The 25,278-nt window shown below is 49.1% G+C and carries 30 protein-coding genes, 3 tRNA genes and 1 other RNA gene; 28 read left to right on the plus strand and 6 right to left on the minus strand.

Annotated features, from left to right (window positions below):
- Positions 1-5 precede the first annotated feature (5 nt).
- The 13 genes from pilM to FBF28_00540 all read left to right on the plus strand — a co-directional run bounded on the left by pilM (position 6) and on the right by FBF28_00540 (position 11,422).
- Complete coding sequence (gene pilM / locus FBF28_00480; GenBank protein ID QJU08055.1) at positions 6-1,052, plus strand: type IV pilus assembly protein PilM; 1,047 nt, start codon at positions 6-8, stop codon at positions 1,050-1,052.
- Positions 1,049-1,780 (plus strand): hypothetical protein, encoded by a 732-nt coding sequence (locus FBF28_00485; GenBank protein ID QJU08056.1) that lies wholly within the window; start codon positions 1,049-1,051, stop codon positions 1,778-1,780. The genes pilM and FBF28_00485 overlap by 4 nt, the downstream gene beginning before the upstream one ends.
- Positions 1,780-2,457, plus strand: a complete 678-nt coding sequence (locus FBF28_00490) for a hypothetical protein (protein ID QJU08057.1) — start codon at positions 1,780-1,782, stop codon at positions 2,455-2,457. The genes FBF28_00485 and FBF28_00490 overlap by 1 nt, the downstream gene beginning before the upstream one ends.
- The gene (locus FBF28_00495) at positions 2,454-2,684 is read left to right on the plus strand and encodes a hypothetical protein (GenBank protein ID QJU08058.1); all 231 of its coding nucleotides are present in this window, start codon (positions 2,454-2,456) and stop codon (positions 2,682-2,684) included. Before FBF28_00490 ends, FBF28_00495 begins: the two co-directional genes overlap by 4 nt.
- A 12-nt stretch (positions 2,685-2,696) precedes the next feature.
- The gene (locus FBF28_00500) at positions 2,697-4,460 is read left to right on the plus strand and encodes a type II/IV secretion system protein (protein QJU08059.1); all 1,764 of its coding nucleotides are present in this window, start codon (positions 2,697-2,699) and stop codon (positions 4,458-4,460) included.
- An 18-nt stretch (positions 4,461-4,478) separates the two neighbouring features.
- Positions 4,479-5,549 (plus strand): type IV pilus twitching motility protein PilT, encoded by a 1,071-nt coding sequence (locus FBF28_00505; GenBank protein ID QJU08060.1) that lies wholly within the window; start codon positions 4,479-4,481, stop codon positions 5,547-5,549.
- A gap of 3 nt (positions 5,550-5,552) precedes the next feature.
- Positions 5,553-6,764, plus strand: coding sequence for a type II secretion system F family protein (locus tag FBF28_00510; protein ID QJU08061.1), 1,212 nt, complete (start codon positions 5,553-5,555; stop codon positions 6,762-6,764).
- Between the two features lie 65 nt (positions 6,765-6,829).
- Positions 6,830-7,303, plus strand: coding sequence for a type II secretion system protein (locus FBF28_00515; GenBank protein QJU08062.1), 474 nt, complete (start codon positions 6,830-6,832; stop codon positions 7,301-7,303).
- Between the two features lie 78 nt (positions 7,304-7,381).
- Positions 7,382-8,248 carry a hypothetical protein gene (locus tag FBF28_00520; GenBank protein QJU08063.1) on the plus strand — a complete coding sequence of 289 codons (867 nt, stop codon included), beginning with the start codon at positions 7,382-7,384 and terminating at the stop codon, positions 8,246-8,248.
- A 27-nt stretch (positions 8,249-8,275) separates the two neighbouring features.
- Positions 8,276-9,013: a type II secretion system protein gene (locus tag FBF28_00525; GenBank protein QJU08064.1), complete on the plus strand. Its 738-nt coding sequence runs from the start codon at positions 8,276-8,278 to the stop codon at positions 9,011-9,013.
- Complete coding sequence (locus FBF28_00530; GenBank protein ID QJU08065.1) at positions 8,997-9,557, plus strand: type II secretion system protein; 561 nt, start codon at positions 8,997-8,999, stop codon at positions 9,555-9,557. Before FBF28_00525 ends, FBF28_00530 begins: the two co-directional genes overlap by 17 nt.
- A complete protein-coding gene (locus FBF28_00535; GenBank protein ID QJU08066.1) occupies positions 9,541-10,275 on the plus strand; it encodes a prepilin-type N-terminal cleavage/methylation domain-containing protein in 735 nt (244 codons plus the stop codon). Before FBF28_00530 ends, FBF28_00535 begins: the two co-directional genes overlap by 17 nt.
- Positions 10,268-11,422: a hypothetical protein gene (locus tag FBF28_00540; protein ID QJU08067.1), complete on the plus strand. Its 1,155-nt coding sequence runs from the start codon at positions 10,268-10,270 to the stop codon at positions 11,420-11,422. The genes FBF28_00535 and FBF28_00540 overlap by 8 nt, the downstream gene beginning before the upstream one ends.
- Positions 11,423-11,434: 12 nt before the next feature.
- Here the strand turns inward: FBF28_00540 and FBF28_00545 are convergent, their stop codons facing one another.
- Entirely contained in the window at positions 11,435-12,355 is a 921-nt protein-coding gene (locus tag FBF28_00545) for a hypothetical protein (protein QJU08068.1), read from the minus strand.
- 107 nt (positions 12,356-12,462) lie between these two features.
- Between FBF28_00545 and FBF28_00550 the strand changes: the two genes are divergently transcribed.
- The 7 genes from FBF28_00550 (at position 12,463) to FBF28_00580 (ending at position 16,872) form a co-directional block, all read left to right on the plus strand.
- A complete protein-coding gene (locus FBF28_00550; protein QJU08799.1) occupies positions 12,463-12,966 on the plus strand; it encodes a nucleoside-diphosphate kinase in 504 nt (167 codons plus the stop codon).
- A 58-nt stretch (positions 12,967-13,024) separates the two neighbouring features.
- Positions 13,025-13,101: transfer RNA gene (locus FBF28_00555), tRNA-Arg, on the plus strand.
- Positions 13,102-13,108: 7 nt separating this feature from the next.
- Positions 13,109-13,642 carry a PH domain-containing protein gene (locus FBF28_00560; protein ID QJU08069.1) on the plus strand — a complete coding sequence of 178 codons (534 nt, stop codon included), beginning with the start codon at positions 13,109-13,111 and terminating at the stop codon, positions 13,640-13,642.
- A complete protein-coding gene (locus FBF28_00565) occupies positions 13,617-14,648 on the plus strand; it encodes a hypothetical protein (GenBank protein QJU08070.1) in 1,032 nt (343 codons plus the stop codon). Before FBF28_00560 ends, FBF28_00565 begins: the two co-directional genes overlap by 26 nt.
- Before the next feature lie 73 nt (positions 14,649-14,721).
- Positions 14,722-14,797, plus strand: a tRNA-Thr gene (locus FBF28_00570).
- 43 nt (positions 14,798-14,840) lie between these two features.
- Positions 14,841-15,182 carry a hypothetical protein gene (locus FBF28_00575; protein QJU08071.1) on the plus strand — a complete coding sequence of 114 codons (342 nt, stop codon included), beginning with the start codon at positions 14,841-14,843 and terminating at the stop codon, positions 15,180-15,182.
- Between the two features lie 4 nt (positions 15,183-15,186).
- Positions 15,187-16,872: a hypothetical protein gene (locus FBF28_00580; GenBank protein QJU08072.1), complete on the plus strand. Its 1,686-nt coding sequence runs from the start codon at positions 15,187-15,189 to the stop codon at positions 16,870-16,872.
- A gap of 510 nt (positions 16,873-17,382) precedes the next feature.
- Here the strand turns inward: FBF28_00580 and FBF28_00585 are convergent.
- A tRNA-Val gene (locus tag FBF28_00585) sits at positions 17,383-17,459 on the minus strand.
- 338 nt (positions 17,460-17,797) lie between these two features.
- Between FBF28_00585 and FBF28_00590 the strand changes: the two genes are divergently transcribed.
- The 6 genes from FBF28_00590 to FBF28_00615 are packed head-to-tail and all read left to right on the plus strand — an operon-like array spanning position 17,798 to position 22,659.
- Positions 17,798-19,609, plus strand: coding sequence for a threonine--tRNA ligase (locus FBF28_00590; GenBank protein QJU08073.1), 1,812 nt, complete (start codon positions 17,798-17,800; stop codon positions 19,607-19,609).
- Positions 19,593-20,228 carry a hypothetical protein gene (locus FBF28_00595; GenBank protein QJU08074.1) on the plus strand — a complete coding sequence of 212 codons (636 nt, stop codon included), beginning with the start codon at positions 19,593-19,595 and terminating at the stop codon, positions 20,226-20,228. Before FBF28_00590 ends, FBF28_00595 begins: the two co-directional genes overlap by 17 nt.
- The gene (locus FBF28_00600) at positions 20,206-20,529 is read left to right on the plus strand and encodes a cysteine methyltransferase (GenBank protein QJU08075.1); all 324 of its coding nucleotides are present in this window, start codon (positions 20,206-20,208) and stop codon (positions 20,527-20,529) included. Before FBF28_00595 ends, FBF28_00600 begins: the two co-directional genes overlap by 23 nt.
- Entirely contained in the window at positions 20,511-21,395 is an 885-nt protein-coding gene (gene miaA, locus FBF28_00605) for a tRNA (adenosine(37)-N6)-dimethylallyltransferase MiaA (protein QJU08076.1), read from the plus strand. The genes FBF28_00600 and miaA overlap by 19 nt, the downstream gene beginning before the upstream one ends.
- 24 nt (positions 21,396-21,419) lie before the next feature.
- The gene (locus tag FBF28_00610; GenBank protein QJU08077.1) at positions 21,420-22,010 is read left to right on the plus strand and encodes a transcriptional regulator; all 591 of its coding nucleotides are present in this window, start codon (positions 21,420-21,422) and stop codon (positions 22,008-22,010) included.
- Between the two features lie 10 nt (positions 22,011-22,020).
- Positions 22,021-22,659, plus strand: coding sequence for a Zn-dependent hydrolase (locus tag FBF28_00615; GenBank protein ID QJU08078.1), 639 nt, complete (start codon positions 22,021-22,023; stop codon positions 22,657-22,659).
- Between the two features lie 60 nt (positions 22,660-22,719).
- Here the strand turns inward: FBF28_00615 and rpmB are convergent, their stop codons facing one another.
- Positions 22,720-22,935 carry a 50S ribosomal protein L28 gene (rpmB, locus tag FBF28_00620; GenBank protein ID QJU08079.1) on the minus strand — a complete coding sequence of 72 codons (216 nt, stop codon included), beginning with the start codon at positions 22,933-22,935 and terminating at the stop codon, positions 22,720-22,722.
- A 76-nt stretch (positions 22,936-23,011) separates the two neighbouring features.
- Between rpmB and FBF28_00625 the strand changes: the two genes are divergently transcribed.
- Together FBF28_00625 and rnpB are read left to right on the plus strand one after the other, a co-directional pair.
- Positions 23,012-23,668 carry a site-2 protease family protein gene (locus FBF28_00625; GenBank protein ID QJU08080.1) on the plus strand — a complete coding sequence of 219 codons (657 nt, stop codon included), beginning with the start codon at positions 23,012-23,014 and terminating at the stop codon, positions 23,666-23,668.
- Positions 23,669-23,838: 170 nt separating this feature from the next.
- An RNA gene (gene rnpB, locus FBF28_00630) (RNase P RNA component class A) lies at positions 23,839-24,182 on the plus strand.
- 49 nt (positions 24,183-24,231) lie between these two features.
- Here rnpB and rplT read toward each other — a convergent pair.
- From rplT to FBF28_00645, 3 genes are read right to left on the minus strand one after another with little or no spacing between them, the layout of a single operon-like run.
- A complete protein-coding gene (gene rplT / locus FBF28_00635) occupies positions 24,232-24,573 on the minus strand; it encodes a 50S ribosomal protein L20 (GenBank protein QJU08081.1) in 342 nt (113 codons plus the stop codon).
- A gap of 3 nt (positions 24,574-24,576) precedes the next feature.
- Positions 24,577-24,771, minus strand: coding sequence for a 50S ribosomal protein L35 (rpmI, locus tag FBF28_00640; protein QJU08082.1), 195 nt, complete (start codon positions 24,769-24,771; stop codon positions 24,577-24,579).
- Positions 24,771-25,265 carry a translation initiation factor IF-3 gene (locus FBF28_00645; GenBank protein QJU08083.1) on the minus strand — a complete coding sequence of 165 codons (495 nt, stop codon included), beginning with the start codon at positions 25,263-25,265 and terminating at the stop codon, positions 24,771-24,773. The genes rpmI and FBF28_00645 overlap by 1 nt, the downstream gene beginning before the upstream one ends.
- Between the last annotated feature and the right edge of the window lie 13 nt (positions 25,266-25,278).

Raw genomic sequence — 25,278 nt, forward strand, 5'->3', positions numbered from 1 at the left:
ATAGTATGAAAATAGCTAAAGGGCTGGGCGACTTTTTCGGATTAGACATCGGGACGAATGCGGTGCGCGTGGTTCAGCTGGTGCGAACGAGCAACGGATGGAATCTGCTGCATTATGGTTATGCGCCTGTCGACCCGAAGATTACAGGTAGTGATTCGCCAGAGGCGCAGCGTAAGCTTGGTGAAGTGATCATGACTGCTGTCGGACAGAGCGGTATCAAGACGCAAAATGTAGCGATTGGGCTACCGTCGAGCAAGACCTTTACGGCGATTATTGATGTGCCAAAAGTGTCAGACCAAGAGCTAAAGGCGACTATGAAATACCAGGTCGATCAGTACATTCCTATGGCGATTGAGGATGCCAAGGTTGATTGGGCGCTGCTCGGCGACAGTTTGCGTGAGCAAGGCCAGTATGAGGTGTTGTTGACCAGTGCAGCGATTAGCTATGTCGAGGAGCGGCTCGAGTTCATTGAAGGTCTTGGCTTTAATGTAGTTGCTGAGGAGCCGGATCCGATCGCGATGCTTCGGGCATTAGCGCCGACTGATGGAGCGACCGCAAAATTAGTACTAGATATGGGCGAACACTCGACCGATTTGGCGGTCATTTATGGCGATATGCCGCGGTTAGTGCGCACGGTGCCGAGTGGACTGCAGGCGTTGGTGCGAGCGGCGGTGCAAAATCTCAATGTACAGGATGATCAGGCTCGCCAGTTTATTATCAAGTTTGGCTTGGCGCCCGACCGGCTTGAAGGGCAAGTTCTCAGGGCGATTGACGGTGTGCTGGATAATTTTGCGACCGAGCTGACTAAATCAATTAAGTTCTTTCAGACGCGCTATCCGAGTATTTCCGTGTCAGGAATTCTACTATCGGGCTTTGGCGCGGCGATACCGATGATGGATAATTATATTACTAACAAGACTGGTATACCGGCGACTACGGCTGATCCGTGGCAGCATGTTAGTCTTGGGCAGGCCGATCAGCAAAAATTAGCACCAATTGCCTCGGAGTTTGCGACGGTTGTTGGTCTAGCGCAGCGGAGGAGTGGGTCGTGATTGAGATTAACTTGATTCCCGATGTCAAGCGCGAGCTGCTTCGGGCAAAAATGATGCGCAACACCGTGACAGCGATGTCGATAACCGTCAGCATGATCGCGGTCGGAGTGGCGGTTGCTCTCGGCTTAATCTTTGGTGGTCAGATAGCCTTGGAGGCGCTGCATGATGGAACAATTAAGAGTAAGACGCGCGAGCTGACGTCGATTGAAGATCTCGATAAGTTAGTGACCATTCAGCATCAGCTGGCGACAATTAACAAACTATCAAGTGAGCGTCAGGCCGATTCGCGGCTATTTGACGTGATGACGGCGGTCAATCCGGTGGCGCCAAATAGTATTAAAATTGCGACGCTAAAACTCAAGCCAGAGTCACGGACAATTACTATTGAGGGATCAGCTGAGAATGGCTATATTGCGCTGGAGATATTTAAGAAGACGATTACTAATACGACTGTGCAGACAACACAAAATGGGCAAGAGGTTAAACAGCCGCTGGCTGAGAATCTGCAGGCGGGTGAGGCCAGCTTTGGTGAAGATGCCAACGGTAAGAAGGTGTTGCGCTTCTCGTTCACGTTTACCTATCCGGCAGAATTGTTCTCGAAAACGAGCGACTCAGTGGTGATTGCGACGCCAAACGGTAAAGTTGATGTGACTGATTCGCGGCTGGGGGTGCCAGAGAGCCTATTTGCCAAGAAGCCAAAAGACGCTTCAAATAAGGAGAAAAACTAATGCCTGAAAACAAAGACGTTGCCATCCGTAAGCGCCAGCAGATTGATTCATCAAAGAAAACCATGTTTCTGTTCGTGGCGGGGGCGGCATTTGTTAGCGGGGTGGCGATTGTGGTGTCGTTCTTCCTCGTGCGGCAGATTTTGTTTCATGGCGCAGTGGTACTCGCGAAGCAAGACACCATCAACACACTGGAGAATAATAAAAAGGCGGCCGAGTCGCTCAAAGATAATGTGCGTTCACTAGAGGCGAATGAGGCGCTTAACTCAGTGAAGTTAAAGGATAGTAGTAGTCCACTGCAAACGATTCTTGATGCGCTGCCGGCTAGTGCGAATGCCGATGCGCTCGGCGCGTCCATTCAGAAGAAGTTCGTCAATGGCATCGCCGGTCTGTCACTAGAAAGCATTTCGGTCCACTATACGGCGAATGAGTCGGGTGCGGAGCAAGAGGACGCTGGTGATGGTCGCTCGGCGGTGAGTTTCACCATGACAGTGAGCGGTACGTCATCAAGCCTCAAGGAGCTATTAACGCGCTTTGAAAAATCAATTCGGGTTATCAATATTACCGAGATCGAGATGCAGGCCAGCGAGGACGGCAAGATGACGATGGATATCTCTGGCAAGGCCTATTTTGAGCCGGCGCAAAAAGTTGGATTAGGAAAGAAGGTGATCAAGCCATGAAGAAGAGCGATATAGCGATGATCGTGTTGATAGCCAGCCTCGGCGTTGTAGTGGCATATTTCGTTGCCAGTAGTATTCCGTTCTTGCGCGTACCATCATCGGGTGTAGAAGTACAGACGATATCAAAGATTAGTCCAGATATTGAGCAGCCAGATAAGACAGTATTTAATCGTGAAGCTATTAACCCAACGGTGGAAGCAATTGTTGGCAAAGCGACTGGTAGTTAGCGCGGAGGTGATATGGCGCTACTGACGGATGATATGCAGGGAAAATTGATTGGCTTGCTGACGAGCGAGGGCTTGATTGAGCGGTCGGTCGTTAAGGAGGCGCAAAAACGCGCCGGCGAGTCGGGTAAGCCGTTACTGTCACTGCTAACTGAGGAGCACCTTTTGGAGAATGAATTATTGGTGCATGCGGTGGCGCAATTGTCTGGTGTGCCGTATGTTAATCTCGCAAGCAGCGTGATTGAGCAGCACATCTTGAACCTGCTGCCGGAGGATGTTGCCGAGCGATTTATGGCGGTACCGCTGGCCGAGGTGCAGGGGCGCTTGGCGGTGGCGATGATTGACGCCAATAATGTCCAGGCGGTTGACTACCTAGCAAATCGTATTCAGCGGCCGCTGAAGGTATTTATGGCCTCCGAAGAAAGCATCCGTCATGTCCTTGGCCAGTACAGAACAGACTTATCATCGGTCAATGAGGCAGCGGAGGACTCACAGCGCGAAGCACTGGATGAGTCGTCGCAGAACATTGTGACGATCGTTCAAGATTCGCCGATCTCGCGGGCGCTTAGTACAATCCTAGAGTATGCAGTAAAGAGCCATGCCTCGGACGTGCACATTGAGCCGTTAGAAAAGGCGTTGAAAATTCGCTGCCGTGTTGATGGCGTGTTGCGGGAAATTATGCAGCTACCAAAAAGTATTGAACCAGCGCTGGTTAGCCGTATTAAGATTCTATCAAATCTCAAAATTGATGAGCATCGAATTCCGCAGGATGGCCAGTTTGCAGTCAATGTGGCTGGCAAGGACGTCGACCTACGTATCGCGATTTCGCCGGTGGTATGGGGAGAGCAGGTGGTGATTCGTCTGCTTGATAAGACAGGTAACTCGTTTGATCTGACTGATATGGGGTATGCTGGGCGGGCACTGAGAGCCATCAAAAAAGGCATCAAGCGGCCGAGCGGAATGATTTTGACGTCTGGGCCGACTGGTTCGGGTAAGTCAACCAGTTTGTATGCGCTGATCAAGGAAATCAAGGACGACTCGATCAATATTGTGACGCTGGAGGATCCGGTGGAGTACAAGATTGACGGCGTCAATCAGATTCAGGTGCACGCTGATGTTGGACTGACGTTTGCATCGGGCTTACGGTCAATCCTCCGGCAGGATCCCGACGTGGTGATGGTCGGTGAGATCCGCGATACTGAGACGGCGAACTTGGCGGTGCAAGCGGCATTGACCGGACACTTGGTATTTTCGACGCTGCACACTAATTCGGCGGCGGGTGTGCTGCCGCGGCTGTTGGATATGGGGATTGAACCGTTCTTGATTGCTAGTACCGTAAATACTATCATTGGTCAACGGCTGGTCAGGCGGGTGGCGCCAAAATATGATTCATATCAATCGTCACCACTTGAAACGGAGACCATTCAGTCAACGGTTGGCCACCTCCTGCCAAAAACCCAGGCTGACATATCGACTGTTTCGCAGGATTTGGGCTACAAGGCCTTGCCATTATCTGGTCAAGCCGCTTATACTTTAGTCAGGGGCCGCGATATGCCGCAGACGCCGCAAGGTTACTCTGGCCGGTGCGGTTTGTACGAGGTTATGGACGTCACTGAGGAAGTTCAAAACCTGATCGTCAAGCGGGCAACGAGCGCCGAGATTCAGCGGCTCGCCATTCAGCAAGGCATGATAACGATGCGTCAAGATGGTTATCTCAAGGCGCTCAGTGGCGTGACAACATTAGAGGAAGTAAATCGGGTAGCAGCCGATACAGCATAAAAGAAAAGGGGGACGATTATGAACAATCAAGAATTACGCATCGAAATTTTACTCGAAGAGGTGGTTAAAAAGCGGGCCTCAGACCTTCACATTCAAGTGGGCCTGCCACCGATGCTGCGTATTGACGGAACGTTGGTCGCAGCAACGGGCACGCAGCCGCTTGATGAGGCAACCGTGGAGCGGCTGGTATTTCAGATTCTTGATGAGGATCAGCGGCAAATTTTGCTCAAAGATAAGGAGTTTGACTTTTCGTTTGCGTTCGGTACACTAGGACGATTCCGGGTGAATGCCTTTCATGAGAGGGGTAATTTGGCAGCGGCGCTGCGCTTAATTCCAAACGAGATCAAGACTGCGCAGGAGCTGGGCATGCCGCCAATTGTTAATACATTTGCCGATTTCCCACGCGGTTTGGTGTTGGTGACGGGGCCGACTGGCTCTGGTAAATCGACGACGCTGGCGGCGCTGGTCGATAAAATTAACACCGAAAAGTCGCAGCACATCATTACTATCGAAGACCCGATTGAGTTCACGCACAAGTCAAAAAAATCAGTGGTGGTGCAGCGTGAGGTTCATTATGACACCTATTCGTTCTCAGCGGCGCTGCGCTCGAGCCTGCGCCAAGATCCAGACGTGGTGCTGATCGGCGAGATGCGCGACCTCGAGACAATCTCGGCGGCGATTACCATTGCCGAGACCGGGCACTTGGTGTTTGCGACGCTACACACCAACTCGGCAGCGCAGTCGATTGACCGTATGATCGACGTCTTCCCGCCGCATCAACAGCCGCAAATCCGGGCGCAGCTATCAAACATTCTGATGGCAATTTGTTCGCAGCGGCTGGTGCCGTCTATCGGTGGCGGTCGGGTGGTGGCGGCCGAGATCATGATTGCTAATCCAGCGGTGCGTAACATTATTCGCGAGGGCAAGAGCCATCAGCTGGATGCCGTCATTCAGACAGGTGCTGATCAGGGCATGCAGACCATGGATCGGACGCTGGTAAATCTGGTACAAAACGGTACGATTACCTATGATAGTGCCCGTGAGTTTGCGGTTGATCTAGCGGAGTTTGAGCGGCTTATCAGGGGATAGCACATGAAAAAATATTACTATGAAGCCAGGGATTCGGCCACGCAAAAGATTACCAAGTCGGTTGTGCAGGCTGAGAGCGAGGTCGCTGCGGCGAAATTGCTGAGCGCTCAGGGTTTCGTGCCGCTGAAAATTGAGCTTCAAGATGAGCGTGAGGGCTTCTTTCAGCGATTGTCAAATAAAATATCGTCCAAGGACAAGATCGTCTTTACGCGGCAGCTAGCGACGTTGATTGGTGCGGGGTTGCCGCTGGCGCAGAGCATGCATACGGTACTGGAGCAGACGCAAAACAAGCGGATGCAGAGTATCATTCAGGAGATAATTTCCGATATTGAGGGCGGTCGGCAATTATCAAGTGCGTTCGAGAAGCATCCAGAAGTATTTGACAATGTGTATGTAGCATTGGTGGCGGCCGGTGAGGTATCAGGAACGTTGGATGAAGCGCTTAAGCGCATCGCGTCACAACAAGAAAAAGATACAGCGATGCTTAGCAAAGTGCGTGGCGCCATGGTCTATCCGGCGATTGTGCTGTTAGTGATCATCGCAGTGGTGGTATTCATGCTCGTGATGGTAGTGCCGCAGGTCGAAGGACTGTATGGCAGCTTACACAAAGAGCTACCGTTCACAACGAAGGCCATGGTCAGCGTCGCTGGTTTTTTGGCGCAGTTTTGGTGGGCGTTGGTGATTTTACTTGGCATCGGTTTATATTTCTTTCAGCAGTATCTCAAAACCGAGGCTGGTATTCGCGCTAAAGATACGTTCAAGCTGAACATACCAGTGTTTGACGCCATGTTCCGCAAGCTGTACATGGCTCGCTTTACTCGTACCGGTCAAACGCTTCTTAATAGCGGGGTAGCGATGCTGGATATGCTGCGCATCACTGCTCGGGCGGTCAATAATTCAGTTATCCGTCAAGGTATTGAGCATGCTAGCGAAAAGGTGAAGGGCGGCAAGGCGCTGTCAGTGTCCTTAAAAAATGAGGATTATATCTTGCCGATGGTGCCGCAGATGATCAAGATTGGCGAACAGTCGGGTAAGATTGATGAGATGATGGGCAAGTGCGCGCAGATTTACGAAGAAGAGCTGGATGAGGAGATCAAGGCGATCACGACGACCATTGAACCAGTGCTGATGGTGGTCTTGGCGGTCGTGGCCGGCGTGATGGTGGGTGCAATAATCTTTCCAATTTATAATCTGGTCGGAGATATTAGCCTCTAGACAATCCATAAGCAGTACGGTACAATAACGAAAGAAAGTTAAGTCACAGAAAGGTGGGCAACTTCATGGCTCAGCAAAAAGCAAATCGAGGGTTTACAATTATTGAAGTCGTGTTGGTGCTGGCGATCGCCGGACTGATATTTTTGATGGTATTCTTGGCGTGGCCGGCCTTGCAGCGCAGCCAGCGCGACACACAACGACGCAGTGACGTGACTCGGTTCGTCTCGCAGGTGAATAGTTATGCAACAAATAACAAGGGAAGCATCCCGAAAACCGATACGGGGTCGATTAATAGTTTCCTCGATTCGTATATGAAGCGTGGCAACGGTGAATTCAAGGATCCGCAGACAGGCAACAATTACAGCGTGGTAACTGGTGTCGCTCAGCAGGGTTCGGCAACGACCGAGAAGATGGTCTATGCCACGAGCGCTCAATGTGATGGCGAAAATATTGTTGCTAAAAGTGGTTCGCCGCGCTCGTTCGCTGTCAAGGTGCAGCTAGAAGGAAGCGGTGCGTTTTGTAAAGACAATCAAAACTAGCCAGAGACAACGAATTATTAGCAGCCTCCTACTATTAGGGGGCTGCTTTTTTCATGATTTCTTGTTACCATTAACAGTATGATGGTAGTGACAATACTGGTGGGTGTGGCAATTCTTGGCGCAGTGATGGGGAGCTTTATCGGTGCTCAGGTGTGGCGAGTCCGTGCTCGGCAGCTCGTTGAAGACAAGCAGGCCGGCGAACCGGTTGATACGCTGGAGCTACGCCGCCTGAAGCTGCTGCTCAAACCTCTCAAGAAAGATCGATCGCAGTGTCTTTCCTGTGGGCACGAGCTACGCTGGTATGATTTGCTGCCAGTGGTGAGCTGGCTGGCTGCTAGAGGTCGCTGTCGGTATTGCCAGGCACCGATTGGCTGGATGGAACTGGGGCTCGAAGTGGCGATGGCCGGGCTGTTTACAGTGGTGACGTGGCATAGCATGATGACGCTTACGGCGCCACTAGTGATAACGAAGGTCGCGATTATGCTGATGGGGCTATCATATCTAGCGTTCCTGTTCGTGTATGACAAGCGGTGGTTTTTGCTTCCGGACGTGGCGAATTGGCCGTTCGTGATGTTGGGGGCGCTATTTGCTGGGATTCACGTAGCGACTGGCCAGCTGCCGGGCGGAGTGCTGGGGTTGGTAGCGGCGGTTGTTATCCTCAGTGGCATGTACGCATTGCTCTACGTCGTGTCGAGTGGTCGCTGGATAGGGTTCGGTGATGTCAAGCTGACACTCGGCCTCGCCCTCTTTTTGATGGATTGGCGGCTAGCATTTCTTGCGCTGTTTCTGGCAAATTTACTCGGCACGCTACTAGTGCTACCGGGGATGCTTCGAGGTACGGTGCAGCGTGGAGCGCGAATCCCATTCGGGCCGCTACTAATCGTTGGCTTTCTTATCTCGTGGTTTTTTGGTGCCAGGATCGTGGATTGGCTTATCGTGATTTGATAGTGCTTATGCTATAATAATGAGCATATGAAGCGGTGGCAATCCGGGTTTACAATCGTTGAAGTGGTGTTGTTCTTGGCGATCACTGGCCTGTTGACCGTTGGCTTGTTAGCTGGCGTGAGTGCTGCACTGCGCCAACAACAATACCATGACGCTGTTCAATCGTTCGCCGGCTTTATTCGTGATCAGTATAGCCGAGTGATTAGTATCGAGAATGATCGGGGCGATCGCGACACGTGTCCTGTTAAGGGTGCAACAAACGACGGAGCTCGGGGCCAGTCGAATTGCGTTGTCGTTGGTCGCTATGTCAAGTCGACGAATTCCGAGGCACGTTCATTTACTGCCTATCCGCTGTACGCCCTGAAGCGCTCGGGAGTGTGGACGTATAGTTACAGTGAGAGTGAGGCAAGTACCTACACGGTTGGCTGGGGTGCGCAGGTACGCTCGCTCACGGCAACTAATACGATTGGTAGAGAACTGGCTCTATTAATATACCGCGATCCAGATAGCGGGCAGGTTATCGTACGCACGAATGACGCGCCGTATTCACCAGCTAATATTAATAATTTTATTCGCAATATGCAGCCGAATGGCGGTATGTATACGGCCGATTTACAGCTGCGGCAGCGAGAGTTTTGTATCTATGATACTGGCTGGTCAGTTGGCCAGAGGCTGTCAGTCTTTCTGGGGGCAAAGGCCGGCTCGAGCGAGGCAGTGACGGTCGGTCATGCGACAAAGGGGTGCGATAATGAAGCGACGGCATAGCGCGCGCGGCGACACGATCATTGAAGTGGTAATGGCGGTAGCAATGTTTAGCATGCTGGCGATCGGTATCATGGCACTCATGAACAGCGGTATTGCTATGGCGCAGCGATCATTAGAGTTGACGCTTGTGCGGCAACAGATTGATAGTCAAGCAGAAATGCTGCGCTACATTCACGACAAGTCGTCTCAGGCCGGCAGCTCATTTGCTACCCTCTGGGACGCAATGAAAGGTCGGACCATTGACCACGCCAATTCGCTACTGAATGTTAATCGATGTCCAGAGGCAATGCCGAGTGGGGGATTTGCACTAGCGCCCAGCAAAAATACCTTTCAGTTGATTACCAATAGGTATGAATTATCGCCGACATATGCCAAGATTTCAACTGCCCGAAATCCAATTTCTTTAGGTATTTCAATCCAGCTGGTGCGTGTTGAAGGCGGCCGCGCCTATGATGCGTATATTCAGGCCTGCTGGATGAGTGTGGGGACTGACCGGCCAATGACCACGGGGACGATTGTGAGGATGTATGACACAGCGGTATAGACGATACGGGTTTACCTTGATTGAACTGATGCTGGCGATGGCATTTGTGTCGGTGTTGCTACTGGCGATTGCTACGATAGCGATCCAGGCTGGCAAGCTGTATAATCGAGGTCTCACGCTCAAAAGTATCAATCAGTCCGGCCGCGAAATTAGCGATAGCTTGCGGCGCGACTTTTTGCAGGCTAATGCTGGCAAGATAAGTGGTAATGCTAGTTCGGCCGTTGTCATGGTGCAGGCGGGTGGTACTGATCGGAGCGGCCGACTCTGCCTCGGTGACTATTCATATGTCTGGAATGTGCCAAAGGTTGTCTCTGGAGAAGTGAAGTCCGGCGCGGGTATTATTACCGAGGTTGGCGGGCCGCATTCTGGTCGTCCGATTAATTTTGCTCGAGTGATTGACCCAGATGGCATGCTGTGCCAAAAAAATGAAACAACGGGGGCGTATATGTCAACGGTCGCGACGGATAAGGTGACGCATCTTCTCAAGCCAGCCGGGTCGAATGATGTGGTGTTGGCAATTCATCACATGAAAGCAGCGCGAGTGGCGGGTGATAGCGGGGCAGACAGTCTGTATCGTTTGGAATTTGTCCTTGGAACCAGTCAGCTTGAGGCGGTCAATACAGCTAATGGCACCTGTAAGCCACCGGCGGATAACAGTGAGAATCTCGACTTTTGCGCAATAAATAGCTTTGAGATGATTGTGAGGACAAATGGATAAAATAGCGAGAAATAATCAATTAGGTGCAGTATCGTTATTTGCAGTGATCTTTGCGACACTGCTACTAACGGTTTTGATGCTCGGCTTCATGCGGCTCATAATGGTTGATCAGCGACAGGCCCTGAATAATGAGCTGTCACAAAGTGCGTACGATGCGGCCCTGTCCGGTGTTGAAGACGCCAAGCGAGTCGTGCGTGCCTGTCAAAAAGGAGATAACGGCGGTAAGGCTTGCGAGCAGTTACGACTGCCTAATGACTGCAAAGTGGTCGCACGTGCGGGTGTTGCCGGTAATGTGACCGCTAAAGAGACACTGATTCAGTCACGTCGCTCAGGGGATGGTAAAGAGTTCAACCAAGCCTATACCTGTGTCAATATTACGATGGATACGGAAGATTTCCTGGTAAGCATACCCGAAGGGTCATCTCGTCTCGTACCACTAAAAGCCAAATCTGAATTTAATAAAATTGTCCTCGAGTGGTTTACTAAAGAGGATGCGAACGGTAACGTGGCTGCTGGGCGAGTAAAGAATGCTGCTTCGGCGTCAACTTCGCTGCCGGCGTACAGTGATTGGGATGAGTCGCCGTCTCGTCCTGCACCCGCGCTATTACGCACTCAGATGATTTTTCCAGGTGATACATTCGACCTTGCTAGTCTTGATAGCTCTCGTGTTGCGACGATGTTCCTTTATCCACGGACGCTGAGTGTTCCCGGGCCGACGAACGGAGGTGTATCGGCAATTAATCTACCGCGAGCGGGCGGTGGTGGGCAATTTAACAATGCTCCGACACCGGTGAGCTGTTCTCCGGATTTTGCTAATAGTGGCTATTCGTGCCGAGCCACAATTGATATATCGCCTGTTACAGTCGCCGCCAGCGTTAATTCATTCTTGCGTTTGACGCCGCTATATCGCATGTCACACGTACGAATTGCCCTGCGTAATGGTGCAGAACCGGTCAAGTTTGATGGCGTTCAGCCGGCGGTCGATGCGACTGGTCGTGCTAGTAATGTGTTTCGGCGGGTTGAAGCACGCCTCCAGATAGGTGACGATTTCCCGTATCCTGAAAATGCCATTGATCTTGAGAACAGCCTCTGTAAAGATTTTTCGGTGACCGAAGGCAGCGTAACGCCGGGTAGCTGTCGGCCGTAATGTCTTAGGGGTCTATCTCGTATCACTGTGAAAGCGTTCGTGGACGTCTTTGAGGTGCTGGTCGGTGACGTGTGTGTAAATCTGGGTCGTGGCGATATTGCTATGACCAAGCATCGATTGTACCGCCCGTAGGTCCGCTCCATTCATCAGAAGGTCGGTGGCAAAGCTATGACGCATAGTGTGCGGGCTAACGTGCTTGGTGATGCCAGCAAGTCGGGCATAGTGCGATACCATCCGCTGGATTGAGCGAGCACTCAGCCGACGATAATCGCCGGAAACTGATGGCTTTGCTAGGCGCCTGCTATAGCTGATGAATAGAGCCGGCAAGCTGTCACTTCGCGCATCAAGGTAGTTTTTGACGTGCTCGGCAGCGGACATTGAAACGAATACAGGCCGGTCTTTCTGGCCCTTGCCGCGCACCATAAACTCGCGTCGAGCGAGATTTATGTGGTCACGGTTCAAGTTAACAAGCTCCGACACGCGCAGTCCGCTCGAAAACAAAAGCTCAATGATTGCTCGGTCGCGAAGGCCCGGCTCATTGTCCAGCGGGATCTGCTCAATTAGTCGTACCACCTCGTCGTAGTGAAGAAATGTGACTTGTTTGCGAACGGTTTTTGGTAGGGTAATCTTGTCGGCCGCCAGTGATGAGATGTCTCGTTGTGATAAATACGTCAATAATCCACGCAGGGCGATCAAGTGATAGTTTTGTGTAATTAACAACAATTCTTCACCGGTGTTGCTATTTTTATAACGGTTTAACCAGAGGCGATATTTACGAATTGTCTCTGATGTTATTTTTGCAACATCAATATCACCAGCAAAATCAATGAAGCGTTCAAGGTATAGTTTGTAGTTCTCAATGGTGCGAGGACTGCGTCCACCCTCAACTTCTAGGTGTTCCAGGAAATCTGCTAATGCTTCGGAGAAATACATAGGTTAATTTTAACAACATCTATACCGTTTATCAAATGGCTAGTTTTTGCTATGATGAAGAAAATAATACACGAAGGAGGCGTATGGCTGAGTCAAAAAAGAAGAATATGTGTGGCATTGAACGAACACTGATTGTGTTCAAGCCTGATGCAGTACAGCGGGGGATCGTCGGCGAAATCCTGCAGCGGTTTGAGCGTGTTGGCCTCAAGATTATCGGTGTCAAGATGGTTGCTCCGGGTCGTGAGCACTACTTTGCGCACTACGAAACGATTGGCAAGATGGTGACCCGTCGTGGTGAAGAAATTTTTGACATGACGCTTGATATGATGATGGACGGGCCGGTTATCGCTATGGTTCTTGAAGGAGTTGAAGCGGTTGCCGTGGTGCGTAAAATTGTTGGCCCAACCGAGCCAAAGTCTGCCGATATGGGTACGATTCGTGGTGACTATTCGCATGTTAGCTTTGGCTACGCCAACGAGTGCCAGAAGGGTGTGCCGAACTTGATTCACGCATCGGGTGATCCTGACGAGGCGGCGCAAGAAGTCGCCCACTGGTTTAAACCCGAAGAGTTGATGGATTATGCGACGTTAAACGAAAAGTTTACTCGGTAGCATTGTCGCGACCGACGACCACCCGTGTTATAATTAACACGGGTGGTTTTTTATGTGTGCCTCGGTAGCTCAACTGGATAGAGCAGATCCGTCCTAAGGATAAGGTTGTAGGTTCGACTCCTGCCCGGGGTACCAAAGAATTATGACGAAGAAAGCCAAATTAGATAAATCATTTGATGGCCAGCGCGATGGCGAGGAGTTGCTGTTTGTGTTTCGCCGGCATATTATTGCTATGCGTAAGGGTTTTTATCTATTACTCATCCCGATGACGATTGGCGCGCTGCCGTATCTTATTTGGCAGGATAATCTCAATCTTTTATGGGTATTTCTCGGCAGCTTCATCTTTGGACTCGTTCTGTTTGGTTATCATTTTTTAATGTGGTTTTATACATATTACATTGTGACAAATCAGCGACTTCGCCAGATAACGCAGCATGGTTTTTTTGGTAAGGATGTAATTGAACTTAAACTAGCGAAAGTCCAGAATATCAGTTATGTCGTGCCTGGTTTTACGGGCGAAATGTTCAAATTTGGTACAATAGTTATTCAGACGTTTGTCGGGGACCTTGTCATTAAAAATGTCGAGCACCCAGATAAGATTTATAATAAGCTGCAAGATGCGGTGGACCTCGCTGCTGAAAGGAGTGATCATGCTAAAGAAGACAACGAAGGGTAAGAAAAAGGACAAACGCTCACTGCCGTCACGGATTACCAATGACACGGTCGCGGAGCATCGCGAAAAGGTGCTGGCTGGTGGGCGCAAACACAAATACCCGATACAATACTCCAAACATAAACTAGTCTGGAACACGGTATTTATTAGTATTGCTGGACTCGTGACGGTGATTGTCCTATTGTATCTGCAACTCTATGTCTGGAAGGACACAAGCGATTTAGCATATCGTATTACCAAAATTTTGCCGCTACCGGCCGGTTCAGTTGAAGGGGAATTTGTGCGCTATAGTGATTATTTACTATATAACCGCGGTAATATGGCGGTGCTTAAGACTCAGGGTCAAGATCAGGCTGGTGATAAAGTCGCTTTTCAGCGGCAGCGGGCCATGAACCAAGCGGTGCAGGATGCATATGTGCGTAAGCTAGCGAGAGAAAGGGGTATATCAGTTGATGATCGAAAAGTTGATGAAGAGATGGACCGCCAGCAAAAGGATGCCGGCCTGTCAAAAGAAGCCTACCGTTCGGCGGTAAAAGATATGATTGGCTGGTCGCTTGATGAGGCGCGTGATGGCATTAGGGCATCGCTGCTGCGCTGGGAAGTATCGTTTGCCGTTGATGAAGCGGCGGCCAACCTTGTTAAGGAAGTTGAAGCACAGCTCAAGGCCGGTAAATCGTTGACCGATGTCGCGGCGGCGTTAGGCGAACGAGTACAAGTAATGCCAGAGACTGTTGTTCCGAAGACCAACAAAGACGGTGGCTTGACCGAGGCGGCGATTAGAACCGCAGATGGCACGATCTCTGGGGTTATTAAGCCGCTCGGTGGCGATGGCTACTACTTTGTTCAGCCACGCTCACGGGATAACGGTTCAATCACCTACTCATACCTCAAGATTCCATTGACGACATTTAAAGCTAATTTTGATAAGTTGATCAATGACAAGAAAGTTACCTATTACGTTCATCTTGATCAGCCAGCCGAACAAAAGTCTGGTGAGTCTGGTGAGTAGAAATAGCCTCCGGCCTGCTCGTCATCATCTTTGCGAAAGCCTCACTCATCTGCTATAATTCTTGGGGAGACGTGCCGCTGTAGCTCAGTTGGTAGAGCGGCGCTTTCGTAAAGCGTAGGTCACCGGTTCGAATCCGGTCAGCGGCTCCAGAACAGCATGAAGAACCATATTACAAACACATTACGACAGATAATGAAAGACCGCTGGCTACTTGGTCTTGTTATTGTTAATATCTTACTAGCGTCAATAATTATTATCTCCTTTGCTGTTACTATCAAGCCTAAAGAAACCCAAGTTATTGTTCAGCATAGTGCATTTAGTGTGACGGGGCTTTATCGTGGTCACTGGTATTCGCTTTGGACGTATGGCGTGTTGCAGCTTATGATTACGGTTGGGCACATCATATTGAGCGCTAAGCTTGCTGTGGTACAGCGTCGAGACTTAGCACTGGCACTTCTTTGGCTCACAATCGCTATATCAGTTATACTAGCACTGTTTGCTTACTCAATAATCGTAATCGCGTCGGTGGTGTAGAATTATGGATATAGAAATACCACTTGGTAAACGAAAGCCGCTCTATCGATTTTTAGAGATTCTGCCGGGTCTGTTGAGCTATGGTGCAATTATTCTTCTTGTCATACTGTCGATTTTTAGTCCACTGCTTGCGTCACTCTATCTGCTTATTATCATCCTGTCGATGATGGTGCGCGTGGTTGGCATTACCTATCATATGGTCGCTGGCCGTGCCAGGATGGATAAGGCGTGTCTGATCAATTGGCATGCGCGTCTTGAAGATCTCGAAGATCCGCAGGCGGTATATGCACGTATTCGTGACCAGCGACAGAAGGAGGTCGGCTTTGCAGAGCACAAAGAAAACTTACGTCTCATTGCTTCTGCACAGCCAGGGTTTTTCCCGAAACCATCTGAAATTTATAATGCAGTCATCATGCCAGCCTATAATGAGAGCATTGAGGTAATCGAACCAGCCATTCAAGCAGTAATCGCTACTACGTATGATAAAAAGCGTATGATTATGGTATTTGCGTATGAAGAGCGAGGCGGTAAGGATATTGACACAACTGCCAAGACACTGCAAAAACGCTATGGCAAGTATTTTCACGCCTTTCATATCGTCAAGCATCCAAAAGACATTCCGAATGAGGTGATCGGCAAGGGTGGCAATATTACACATGCCGGGCGCTGGCTGAAGGGGTGGCTTGAGAAGCAGCATATTCCGTACGGTAATGTTATTGTCACGACGATGGACTGTGATAATAAGCCACATGAAACCTACTTTGACTACCTGACATACGAATATATCGTCCGCGAGGACCGTAAGCACTACTCGTATCAACCGGTTTGCCTATTTACTAGTAATATTTGGGATGTGCCGGCGCCGATGCGTGTGGTCGCGACGGGTAACTCATTCTGGAATATTATTAGCTCAATGCGCCCTCATTCGCTACGTAATTTTGCTTCACATGCTCAGCCGATGGATGCGCTCGTTGAGATGGACTTCTGGAGTGTTCGAACGATCGTCGAAGACGGCCACCAGTATTGGCGCAGCTACTTCTATTTTGGTGGTAACTACGGGGTCGTGCCACTCCATGTACCGATTTATCAAGACGCGGTATTGTCAGCTACGTATATAAAAACGCTCAAAGCGCAGTTTATCCAGTTTCGTCGTTGGGCGTATGGGGCATCTGATGTTGCGTATGTTGGTGAACGGGTCTTTACTAAGCAGCGTAATGTACCATTTTGGGCTGGTTTCTCACGGTTTGTGCGGCTACTTGATGGAAATGTGACGTTAGCCTGCAATTCGGTTCTAGTTGCTTTTGGTGGCTGGGTGCCGCTTATTGTTAATGCCGAAGCAGCTCGTAGTGTCGCCGCGCATCAATTGCCTGATACGGTGAGTACGCTGCAGCAAATTGCGTTGATTGGTATGGCGATAGCGATTTTTAGTGCTTTCAAGATTTTACCACCGCGTCCAGTTCGCTACACGCGACGTCGAAGTGTCTGGATGCTTTTACAGTGGGTGCTGATGCCAGTGACGTCTATTGTCTATAGCTCTGCTGCGGCGTTTGCCGCGCAGACTCGCCTGTTAGTCGGGCGATATCTCGATAAGTTTGACGTCACCGAAAAAGCTACAGCGGCGATTAACGCTCGCCAGAGGGCGGCTGCACGTAAACGGTCGAAGACCTCCCGCCGCGTCGTCGAGAAGTGATGAGGCGGTGCTGAGCGGCATACTGGAGTGCCGCTATTGGATCGTAGCGTTGGAGAATCATGTGTGTTATTTGAGTGATGATTTGCGTAGATAGCGGCTTACCTTGCTTGATAATCTGTTGCTGCACAGTTTGTGCAAGGAAGTAGCTATCATGTGCTGCAGCATGCTTATTATGTTGAAAGCTACGGCTAATGCTTATGATGAGCTTTCCTAAATTGAAAGGGGTGGTTGACCCGTCGTGTGTTAGCACCATGCGCCCGTCTAGCGTAGCCTGTTCGTATGTCGTAAAGACTGCGCCACATTCTGGACAAGCCCGTCGCCGCCAGACGCTGGGGTGTTTCGTGTGCTTGCGGGAGTTTTTTGTAGTAGTTTTATCGTGAAAACAATTTATACAAATCATATCAATATATTGACATATCGCTATAAAAAATACTAGTGGAAAAGTATATAAAAATGTGTAAAATAGAAAAAACTAAAAACCCTCCGCACTGCGAGGGTTGTATGCAATAATGGTGGGCAATAGAGGATTCGAACCTCTCACCTCTTCAACGTCAATGAAGCGCTCTAGCCAAATGAGCTAATCGCCCGACTATTGTCAATAATAGCAGGAATTAGTGGTGAATGCAATTACCTCTTGCGGAGAGCGTAGGGGTTGGCCGTCATGTCGTTTCTTGGTGTAGTATTACGGATCCGCTACCTAGTCCATGCGTCGTAAGGGTTGCCCGGAACTTTTAACTATGATACGGTGAGAATAGCAAGGACAGAGACTAACCACCTCTCGAGCAACGTGAAAGCGGTTGCGGCGCACGAAACCAGCCGGAGCAAGAGTCATCGCCAAGGTGGAACCTCCTGGCTCGTCCCCAGGACCGAGGCACGCACGCTATACGCGTTGGGCGTGCTTTTATAATTACTTAAAGGAGGTTTTATGAGCGAAGATAAACTCTATGCAATGCGACACAGCCTGGCGCATATTATGGCGGCGGCTGTGCAGCGGGTATGGCCAGACGCCAAGTTTGGAGTTGGTCCGGTTATTGAACATGGGTTTTATTACGATATTGATCTTGGTGAAACGAAGATCAGTGAGCAGCAGTTTAATAAAATTGAAAAGGTAATGCGACGAATCATTGCCGAAAAGCAAGACTTTGTGTGCACAAAATGCCCAATTGATGAAGCAATTCAATGGGCCAAAGATAGCCATCAGCCATATAAAGAAGAACTTCTTAATGACCTAAAACGTGCCGGGACAACGGTAGCAAAAGATCTGGACGCTGCAGAAATGGGTACAATTGCCGAAGGTGATAGCGCGCTCGATGAAGTTTCGTTTTATACCAACGGGTCGTTTAAGGATCTGTGTCGTGGACCGCATGCTGTAAATACCAGTCAGGTTGGTGCATTTAAGTTGATGCGGGTTGCGGGCGCCTATTGGCGGGGCAATGAAAAGAATCCTCAAATGCAGCGACTATACGGTGTAGCTTTTGCTACGCAGGAAGAGCTGGATAAATATTTGGAGAAATTAGAGCTGGCCAAACAGCGTGATCACCGCAAGTTAGGCAAGGAGCTTGATCTGTACACCACCTCGCCGCTCGTGGGGGTTGGTTTGCCATTATTTACACCTCGTGGAACTATCTTGCGCGATACCGTGGCCCAATACTCAAATCAGCTGCGTCAGAGGTTTGGTTTTGAAAAAGTCTGGACGCCGCATATTACCAAAAAGGATTTGTATGAAACGTCAGGCCACTGGGCCAAATTTGGCGAAGAGCTGTTTTTGGTTAAAAGCCAGGAAACCAGTGATGAAATGGCGTTAAAGCCGATGAACTGCCCGCACCATACGCAGATTTTTGCTTCACAACCTCGTAGCTACCGCGATATGCCGGTGCGCTACTTGGAGACGACCACTGATTATCGTGACGAGAAAACCGGTGAGCTTGGTGGTCTGAATCGCGTGCGCTCATTAACCCAGGACGATAGTCATGTTTTCTGTCGTCCAGATCAAATTGAGCAAGAGATCAATAATTTGTTGTCCGCTGCCCAGGAATTGTACGGTACTATTGATATGAAACTGCGGGTTCGACTGAGTTATCGCGATGATTCTGATGCATATTTGGGCGAACGTGAGCTGTGGGCTTCCGCACAAAATCAGTTGAAATCAGCAGTTGAAAAAGTTGGCTTGGACTATTTTGAGCAGGAAGGTGAGGCTGCTTTTTACGGACCAAAAATTGATTTCATGGCAACTGACGCTATCGGTCGTGAGCACCAAGTCGCGACAGTGCAGCTAGACTTCGTGCAGCCGCAACGGTTTGGTTTGGAATACACAGATAGTGATGGTAATTTTACAACACCTGTGATGATTCACTGTGCGCTGCTCGGGTCGATTGAACGATTCTTGAGCGTCTTCATTGAACACACGGGTGGTTGGTTCCCGTTTTGGGCGGCGCCAGAACAAGTACGTATTCTAACGATTAATGACACCGTCTCAGACTACGTTGATGAAATTACATCGATTTTATCAGAGGTGACCTTAATGAAACCAATAAAATACAACGATGTAAGATTTACAATAGATAGTCGTAATGAATCCCTTGGGAAAAAGATTCGTGAGGCGACTGTTGTAAAAATACCAATACAGATTATTGTTGGGCCAAAGGATCAGATAGCACGTGTCGTAAGCATCAGGACGCATGCGGGTGAAGAGCAAATTCCGCTTGAACAGCTAGCTGAGTATGTACGGGGACTGTAATCTTGTGCGTAGGCTAAGAATTGCAATTGACATTGACGATGTTCTAGCAGAAAATGCAATCGGGTTTGTGGCATTTAGTAATGAACGGTGGGGCACACGATTGGGTGTTGATGACTATAGCGAACATTGGTCAGAGATGTGGCATGTTGATAGCGAGGAGGCAGAACGGCGTGCTTATGTCTTTCACGACTCTGGTGCGATAAAGGGATATGCTTATATAGGGGGGGCGGAGGAGGTGCTTAGAAACATGTCGCAGGTGGATCATCTCATGGTGGCTACTTCGCGTTGCTTGCAGGTGCAAAGCGATACACTGCTTTGGATCGAGGAGCATTTTCCAGGGGTTTTCGCCAGTTCTGCGGTCTACTTCTCTGGCCTATGGGATACAGTGCACGAGGGCTCTCATAAACTGACAAAAACCGAGTTAATCACGCAAATTAATGCCGATGTTTTAATTGATGATCAGTTGAAACATTGTTTAGCTGTTTCCGAGACTGGTCGTAATGCCATCTTATTTGGTGATTATACTTGGAATAGAGCAGATAGTTTGCCGGATAGAGTGGTGCGATGCCATTCGTGGTCAGAAGTGGAGGTGGAAATTGAGCGAATTGCCAATAGCTAGCTTGCGAGACCGGATCTATATTCTCATGGCGCAGCTACCTGACGACAAGGTGACGACGTACGGTGACTTGGCAGCACTGTCTGGACACCCGCACGCAGCGCGAATTGTGGGCGGGATAGCGCATGGTGGCCCAGAGAATTTGCCGTGGCATCGCCTAGTGAACGCGAAAGGTGGCTTGGCGGTAGGTTTTCCGGGTGGGCAAGGTGTGCAAAGGCAGCTACTTGAACAAGATGGTATTTATTGCGATGAGAGATGGCGGATAATTGATTTTGAGGAACGACGATGGCGGCCGAAACTATAAAAGCAAAATTACCCCTAGTTGTTATCGCGGGGCCGACTGCTAGCGGTAAGACCTCGCTGGCGATTCGCCTGGCAAAACAGTATAATGGCGAAATAATTTGTGCCGATAGCAGAACAATATATCGAGACATGGATATTGGTACCGCAAAGCCAACTATGGCTGAGCGAGAAGCCGTGCCCCATTGGGGCCTTGATTTGGTCAGCCCGGGTGAGACATTTAGCGCCGCACAGTTTAAGGAGTATGCTCTGCAAAAAATAAGTGAAATTCGCTCTCGGGGGCGTTTACCATTTCTTGTCGGCGGCACGGGTCTCTATATCAATGCAGTAATTTTTGATTTTCAATTTGGAGCTCCTCCCGATCCTACTTTACGGCATGAGCTAGAAAAAAGGACAGTAGCCGAGCTACAATATTATTGTAGTATACACAACATAAAATTACCAGAAAATGACAAAAATAAACGCTATCTTATACGTGCTATTGAACAAAAAAATAATATTAACAGATGTAGTACAGGAATTAGAGATAATAGTATCGTTGTAGGAATTGCTACGAATAAAGATATACTGCGAACAAGAATTATACTCAGATCTGAACAATTATTTTCAAATAATGTTGTAGATGAGGCAATTCGACTAGGCCAAAAATATGGCTGGGGCAGTGAGGCTATGACAGGTAATGTTTATCCGCTGGCCCGGGAGTCTCTGAATAAAAATATTACTGAGGGTGAATTAAAACAGCGATTTATCACGGCTGATTGGCGACTGGCGAAGCGCCAGATGACATGGTTGCGACGCAACCCGTTTATCATGTGGGTGACCCTTGACTCCGCTGAACACTATTTGTCACAACTTTTGGCTCAGGCGTAAAATTTATGGTACAATTTTTAATACATGATTGATGCGCTGTTCGGCTCAAAAACGAGGGTGAAGTTACTACACCTGTTTTTAGCGAACCCTGAAAAATCGTTTTATGTTAGAGAGATTACGCGATTGATCGGCGAGCAAATTAACTCGGTACGGCGTGAACTATCAAATATGCTCAGAGTCGGAGTCATTGTTTCGAATAATTATGACAATAAGTTGTATTATGCTGCGAATCAGCAGTATGCATACTTCACGCCACTAAAGATGATTTTTGCCGATGAACGACCGAGTGAACAGGTTGACCATAACAAGAAGAACAGTATACCGTGGGTGAACGATATTGCTCGGCTGTCCGGGCTGAAGATCGCTATAGTTGCCGGTGCGTTAGTGCGTGGATCAACGAGTCGGGTTGATATACTGTTAGTTGGTCGGCTATCGGAGTCGAGAGTGGGTGTCGCCATTAAGAAAATTGAAAAAGCCGAGGGGAGAGAGCTGAATTATGCTGTAATGAGCTATGATGATTTTTACTATCGTCTGAGCGTTAGAGATAAGTTTGTGATGGAAATAATGAATAGTAAGCACTCGGTTGTGGTAGACGCAGAGAGCATACTAGGATAAGGAGACGTATATGTTTGAAGTAGAATACAAAGGTGCAAATAATGTTATTTTTACAACGAAAATGGTAAAAATTGCGTTTGATCCAGCGTTATCGCTGGTTGGTCTTAAGGATAATCTCGGGGGGCAGGATGTTGAGATATTGTCAGAGGATAGATTTGCCGCAAGTAATGTAACACCACGGTTACTCTTCAGCGGTCCGGGTGAATATGAGGTCGGCGACGTATCTCTGAAAGGGGTGGCAGCCTGGCGACACATTGATACGGAAACTGATGTTAAAAAATCAACGATTTACCGTTTAGCAATTGGTGGTGTGCGTGTTGTGATTATAGGTAACGTTGCCCCAAAATTGTCAGAGTCTCAGCTAGAGGAGATTGGTGTCGTTGATGTTGTTGTGATACCGGTTGGCGGTGGTGGTTACACGCTTGACGCGACATCTGCGGTTCATATGGTACGCCAGCTGGAGCCGAAAGTAGTTATCCCGGTACATTATGCTGATAGCGCGCTACACTACGAAGTACCGCAAGATGACCTGTCGGTGTTTGTTAGCGAAATGGGCGTGGAGACTGTTGACGCTGGGCCAAAGTGGAAGGTGAAAGGGGTGGCATCTTTACCTGAACAACTATCAATCATTATTGTCGCGCGGAGCTAGGCTGGTCGATACGTTGCACCAATAATCTAATCCCCCTCCTTGTCAGGAGGGGGATTGAGCTTAGGCGGTTTTTGTCTGTATCGGGCGTAACAGCCCTTTCTTTTTAAGAGTACGAATTGCTTGAGTACTCAGAACCAACGTGACTTTTTGACCATCTACTACAAGAGTTTTCTTCTGTAGGTTTGGCTTAAAAGTGCGCTTGGTACGGCGAAGGGAAAAGCTAACGTTGTGACCGTATTGCTTGCCTTTGCCGGTTAGTTCGCATCGTGATGCCATTTCCAACCTCGCTTTATATTAACTAAACAATCTATCGTATTGTAGCGGTATTTCTATAATTAGTCAAGGTGTTATAATGGTAATTATGGATTTGGCATATTTAGGTATGGTCTTGGTGGTCATTCTCGTCTCAATGACGCTACACGAGGCGATGCATGCGTTTATGGGCTATTTCCTTGGAGATGATACAGCCAAGGCAGAGGGGCGGCTGACATTAAACCCGCTGAAGCATATTGATCCGTTCATGACGCTTTTGCTGCCATTATTACTAGCTATGCTAGGGCTGCCAATTTTTGGTGGTGCTCGACCGGTGCCATTTAATCCTCAGCGCGTACGACACGGTGAATGGGGCGCAGCGTTTGTAGCGCTTGCTGGGCCACTGACTAATTTGTTTTTAGCGTTTTTAGCGTTTGGCGTGGGTGTCGTCAGCGGGGTTATTACTAGCGGCGGGCTGATTCAAAATATATTAGTGGGGCAAATCATTAGCCTCGTCGTGTTGGTCAATTTAGGTTTTTTCGTGTTTAATATGTTGCCGCTGCCACCACTTGATGGGTCGCGGGTGCTGTACGCGCTTGCTCCAGAGGGTGTGCGCCGTGGCATGGAGTGGATTGAGCGCTACGGGGTAATGGTGGTGTTCATTATCATTATGATCGGACAGGCGGCAATTGGGCGAATTATGACGTTTGCTACGAACGGTATTATCCAATTCTTTTGCGTGATTTTTGGTGTATAATAGAGATAGCCTCAGGTAGGCGGGCGCATATGATTTTCCTAACATCATATGATAGGGAGTCCTAATGGTCAGTCATCGTGGTGACTGGTTGCGGATACCCACCTTGCATCTATGCGGGGGAATATCACGTGCTTGCACTGCTTGGGGCTTTTATGATGTATAATAATAGGGCAGTCTACTAAGCGATCGCTTGGCGGTGAAGCCAAGAGGAAAGTCCGGGCAGTAAAGGACACCGACAGTCGCTAACGGCGACCGGGGGTAACCCTAGGGAAAGTGCCACAGAAACAAAACTACCTTTGTGGCGATAGACACAAAGGAAAAGGTGAAACGAGTAAGGTAAGAGCTTACAGTCCTCGGTGGTGACACAGAGGAGAGGTAAACCCTGTCGACTGCAAGGAGGTCTACAAATGAGTTGTCCGCTCGTAGACCGATAACCGCTTGATTTATCTGGCAACAGGTAAACTAGATAGATGATCGCTCGCGACAGAACCCGGCTTATCGGTAGGCTGTAAACTAAAACCTTCTCTCAGCGGAGAAGGTTTTAGTTTGCTGAAGTCGCTTTCTTATAGTGCTGCTTTAACAATTGCGGTAAAGGCCGTAGGTTCGTTAACGGCTAACTCTGCCAACACTTTTCGGTCAAGCTCAATATTCTTTGCCTTGAGAGCAGCCATGAGCCTGCCGTACGTCGTGCCCTCTTGGCGAGCGGCTGCGTTAATCCGGGTAATCCACAGGCTGCGGAGGTCTCGTTTTTTATTGCGTCGATCACGATAGGCATATTGCAGAGCTCTAATTACCCCCTGCTTCGCTAAGCGAAAGCTACGAGTTCGATTGTGCTGCATGCCTTTAGCGGCTTTCAGAATTTTCTTGTGCTTTGCGTGTCCAGGGACGCCTCGTTTTACCCTCATAGATTAAACTCCCATTGCCCGTCGGGCATTCTTTGCCATCGAGCCTGTTACTTTCGCTGTTGTATTAATCGCCCGCTTACGGCTTTTTGACTTCTTGGCTAAGAAGTGACCGCCAAATGCACGTTGACGAGTTAACTTGCCAGAGCTCGTTAACTTAATGCGCTTTGCGGTACCTTTGTGGGTCTTTAGTTTTGGCATTATTTACTCCTTATTACCACACTCAGATTGCGACCAGCCATCTGAGGTTTTTGTTCTAGAATTGCCTCTTCCTCAAGCTGATCAGTGATTTTTTGGATCAATTCGTAACCGACTTCTTTATGCGCCATCTCGCGACCCTTATAGACGACTTGGATACGGACCTTGTGTCCATTGGCGAGAAAATCTCGTATTTTGCGCAGCTTGACTTCGAGATCGCCAGCGCCAATCTTCAGGCCAAAGCGCATTTGCTTGAGATCGCCGACTTTTGCCGCGCGCTTGTTGCGCTGCTGGTCTTTGATCTTCTGATATTGGAACTTGCCCCAGTCAATAATCTTGGCGACTGGTGGATTGGCATTTGGTGATATTTCAACGAGATCAAGTCCCGCATCCTCCGCCGCTTGAAGGGCGTCGCGCAGGGGCATTATCCCCAGCTGTTCACCGTCAGAACCAACAACGCGCAGTTCCCGAGCACGGATCGCTCCGTTAATACGAATTGATTTATTAATC

It is taken from the genome of Candidatus Saccharibacteria bacterium oral taxon 488 (assembly GCA_013099195.1).
Lineage (GTDB): Bacteria > Patescibacteriota > Saccharimonadia > Saccharimonadales > Saccharimonadaceae > Nanosynbacter.